General features: G+C 60.8%; 5 protein-coding genes and 1 pseudogene. 4 read left to right on the plus strand and 2 right to left on the minus strand.

Annotated features, from left to right (window positions below):
- Positions 1-302 (plus strand): hypothetical protein (locus VB777_RS05590; protein ID WP_323247612.1); only part of this gene is annotated, 302 nt, incomplete at its 5' end.
- 243 nt (positions 303-545) lie between these two features.
- Positions 546-761 (plus strand): type II toxin-antitoxin system VapB family antitoxin, encoded by a 216-nt coding sequence (locus VB777_RS05595; RefSeq protein ID WP_322758349.1) that lies wholly within the window; start codon positions 546-548, stop codon positions 759-761.
- Here VB777_RS05595 and VB777_RS17365 read toward each other — a convergent pair.
- Positions 753-1,064: pseudogene (locus VB777_RS17365) on the minus strand (GNAT family N-acetyltransferase); the annotation flags it as partial. The gene VB777_RS05595 and the pseudogene VB777_RS17365 overlap by 9 nt on opposite strands.
- Positions 1,065-1,607: 543 nt before the next feature.
- Here VB777_RS17365 and VB777_RS05600 point away from each other — a divergent pair.
- Positions 1,608-2,285 (plus strand): hypothetical protein, encoded by a 678-nt coding sequence (locus VB777_RS05600; protein ID WP_231598019.1) that lies wholly within the window; start codon positions 1,608-1,610, stop codon positions 2,283-2,285.
- A gap of 64 nt (positions 2,286-2,349) precedes the next feature.
- Here the strand turns inward: VB777_RS05600 and VB777_RS05605 are convergent, their stop codons facing one another.
- Complete coding sequence (locus tag VB777_RS05605) at positions 2,350-2,595, minus strand: GlsB/YeaQ/YmgE family stress response membrane protein (protein ID WP_197158768.1); 246 nt, start codon at positions 2,593-2,595, stop codon at positions 2,350-2,352.
- Positions 2,596-3,016: 421 nt separating this feature from the next.
- Between VB777_RS05605 and VB777_RS05610 the strand changes: the two genes are divergently transcribed.
- Positions 3,017-3,491, plus strand: a 475-nt coding sequence (locus tag VB777_RS05610) for a transposase (protein ID WP_323247616.1), incomplete at its 3' end; no start/stop codon positions are given.

A 3,491-nucleotide genomic window follows, 5' to 3' on the forward strand; every position in this document is an offset into this window, starting at 1 on the left:
ACGGCGATGGCAACCGAATCGCCGTCTCCAACGTCAAGAGTCGGCCCGCAGCGGCCGTGGATCACCAGGCCCACAGCAAGGTGAAACTCAGCGGCCATGGTCAGCCCACGGTGACCCTGTACGCCAACCCCAACTACGGTGCCGCGATCGCGGGGATGGGGGTGTCGGGGGAAACGCTCGACAAGCTGGCGTGCACCTCAAACAGCCAGGGCACCTGGTGCCGGGTGGGCTACCCCGGCCAGAGCGGCCGGGTGCTGTGGGTGAACCGGGACTCGCTGATCTTCCTGGGGGACGGGGAGTAAGTCATCGCCCCTGCATTTGCTTGCCCTGGCCGGGTTCTCTGCCCTGGCCTTTGCAGCTGCCCATGGAATCGGGATGGAGAAGCGCATCACCCATCACTACGGCCGCTCCCGGCCGTCACGTCAAAAGGCCCCGCTTCATGCCCTCCGAGGGGGCCCTTTGCGCTGGCGCGCAAGCTGGCCGCCAGCGCGAGCAAGCAAAATGTTTATGACAAAACTACTCTCTACACATCAGGGAGGCCGCCCATGCGCACGAACATCGTCATCGACGACCAGCTGATGCACGATTCGATGCAGGTCAGCGGCGCCTGCACCAAGCGGGAAGCCGCCGAGATCGGCCTTCTCACCCTCATTGTAGCCGGGCTCACCCAACATTACAGCCCAGGTGTGCCTCATTTGGCTGGCAACGTCCAGCCCTGCTCGCCACAGCTGGGCGCCAATACCCTGGCAGCGGTAGGTTGATGCCACGGCCAGTGGAGCCAGACCAACGCCGGTAGGTCCCGCCGTCGTGCTGCCCGGCGAGAAGGCCACATGGCCAACGAACTGTTCCTGATCTGTAGCGACGAGGGACACCGTGAGCCGCCCGGCTTGGCGCAGTGCCATGACCAGCCTGGCCTCCGCTGGGGTGGGGAAGCAGCTCTCCAGCAGAGCAGTGATCGCTGGGCTGTCACCGGGGCCCTCCGCCCACCTCCCAGCCTGGATGAGAGCCTGGCCGCCCAGGCAACGTTCATCAGCTCGTTCCTGGTCAAGGATGGGCAGCTGCATCAGTGCCTTCTCGCTTGTGGCGGTATTCTGTTCTAGGCAAGGAAACTCTGACGCTCCTGTAGGAGCCCTCGGTAGTGAACGGTGGCCCTCCTCGCTGAATTCCTGGTCGGACAACCCGGCCACATTCTGATTTTGGCCCTGGTCCTGCTTGCTGGCTGGTCCCTGCTGCGCTTCTCCGGTGCCGTCAGCGGGCCGTCAGCCCGCCCCCTGCTGTGGCCTCCCTGGCCTGGGGAGTGTATGCCGCCTGGTGGGAGGCCCTGGTGCAGCTACGCACGCCTGAGACCAACATACGGGTGGATCAGCAGCTGATCTGTCCGCTGCTGGCCGCGCTGACGCTGTTCGGTTTGATCAGGGGAACCAAGGGGCAAGACGGTGAGCAAATGGTCCAATCAGCATGGCCTATCCCTGAAGCGTGTGCTATGCCTCATACGCTTCCTGTCACAATCAGGCGGTCTAATCAGACTTTCTCTTTCCGCATTAACTATGGTTCGCAGCTTTCGTCAAACCTCTGCAGCCCTCGGCGCTGGCCTTCTGCTGGCGGGCATGTCCGCCCCCTTCGCCCCGGCGGCCATGGCCGAGGTGCTGGTCAGGGCCCAGGGCCGTTGCAAGCTCATGAGCGGTGGCTACGCAGCCTTCAATGGACACTGCACCTTCAAGCACAAAAAGGCAGGCAACACCGATGCCTATGTCGTGGAGCTCGATGACGGCACGGAGTTCAGCTTCTCGGGTCCTAATGTGCAGGCGCTGAGTGTGCAGACCTACGACGGAATTCGCAGCGTCAGTCACATCGCCCAGTCGGACTATGAGGTGTTCAGCTGGAACGACGGGGAACCCCGCAAGCTCTCCGTTCGGCTCGACCGTGTCGAGAACCCCGACGCCCGATTCGATGATTCCAGCCAGAAGGCTGATTCCAGCACGCTCTTGGGTGCCGCGGTGGGTGCCCTGATCGGCGGTCTGATCTCCGGCAAGCCCATCACTACGACCGAGCCGGCCCGGGAGGGCGCTCCGGTGTCCGATCTGCAATCGCTGGTGGGCGCCAGGGGGGGGCAGGCCGAAGGAACCCTGACATCGAAGGGCTACACCTACCGCGGTGGCACCAAGCTGGCCGACAGTTCCTTCACCTACTGGGAGCAGCCCTCCACGAACAACTGCGTGACGATTCGCACCACCGACGGCCGTTATCAGTCGATCACCTACACCAAGCGAAGCGACTGCAACTGAGTCATCAGCATGCTCAACCCCTGGGTCTAATCAGCCCCAGGGGTTTTATATGGAGCCTCGCCCTTCAGGCGCGCCTGATCACCCGCAGCACCACCAGAAGGATCACGGCGCCGAGCGTGGCCACCACGATGCTCCCCAGCACACCCCCTCCGAAGACACCACCCAGACCGCTGAAGAGCAGGCCACCGATCAGGGCCCCGATGATGCCGACAACCAGATCACCGATCAGGCCGAAGCCACCGCCTTTGACCAGGACACCAGCGAGCCAACCGGCAATGACCCCCACCAGCAGAAACCAGAGAACGTTCATGAGCTCTCATCCTTGTTCTTGAAGATCAACAAAAACGTAGACTCGAGAGCAAGCCAAGAGCCATGCAGGCTTAAGTTCCTTACAGACTTGTAGCAAGTCCTGGGCATTCGCCAGATCAGAGAGAATGGGGGCACTCCGAACAAGCCCCTGGAGTGGCCAGGCCCCCGCAGCTCTCTGCTGCTCCAGTCACTCCTTACCTGCCACTCAGAGGCAGCGTTCAGAGGATCGGAACCAGGCTGCAGTGTCATGCAGACACCAAGATTAAATTGGCAAGCCGTTATTTTCGGGTTTGTCAGCACTGAATAGGACCTCCTGAAAAAGGGCAAAGCGGCTGCACCGCAGTGGATCCGAGCAGTTTTCAACTGTAGAATGTGCTCAATTCGGCTCGAGATCGCCGAAAAAGCAGTCCAGAGTTTTCCACATGTATCGGCGCGAGCATCGTCATCAGCTCTCGTTTGAGGATTTCTTCTTGCCGTTTGGCGGCAAACTCTCTGGTGACAATCGCTGGATCAAGCTTGCTGAGCTCATTCCCTGGGATGAGCTGGAGGACGACTACGCGTCGCAGTTCTGCAAAGGCTTTGGGGCACCTGCCAAGCCATTTCGAATGGCGCTGGGTGCACTGATCATCAAGGCTCGTATGGCGATCACAGACGATGAGCTGGTAGAGCAACTCAAGGAAAACCCGTACCTTCAATTCTTCATTGGATTAGAAGTATTCCAGTTCTCAGCACCGTTTGATCCGTCGATGATGGTCTATTTCCGGAAGCGCCTGCCGGAGTCAGTGATCAACGACTGCAACGAACGGATCGTGCGCCATGGGCTGAATGTGATCCAGGCCGCAGGTACCGACGATGATCAAGGTGCAGACAAAGGTGGCGGTTCTTCCACGGGACATA

The organism is Synechococcus sp. CCY9202 (genome assembly GCF_034931685.1).
Lineage (GTDB): Bacteria > Cyanobacteriota > Cyanobacteriia > PCC-6307 > Cyanobiaceae > CBW1002.

Coding starts and splice junctions, on each gene's coding strand:
- VB777_RS05595 (WP_322758349.1), top strand. CDS start 546: ATGCGCACGAACATCGTCATCGACGACCAGCTGATGCACGATTCGATG.
- VB777_RS05600 (WP_231598019.1), top strand. CDS start 1,608: ATGTCCGCCCCCTTCGCCCCGGCGGCCATGGCCGAGGTGCTGGTCAGG.
- VB777_RS05605 (WP_197158768.1), bottom strand. CDS start 2,595: ATGAACGTTCTCTGGTTTCTGCTGGTGGGGGTCATTGCCGGTTGGCTC.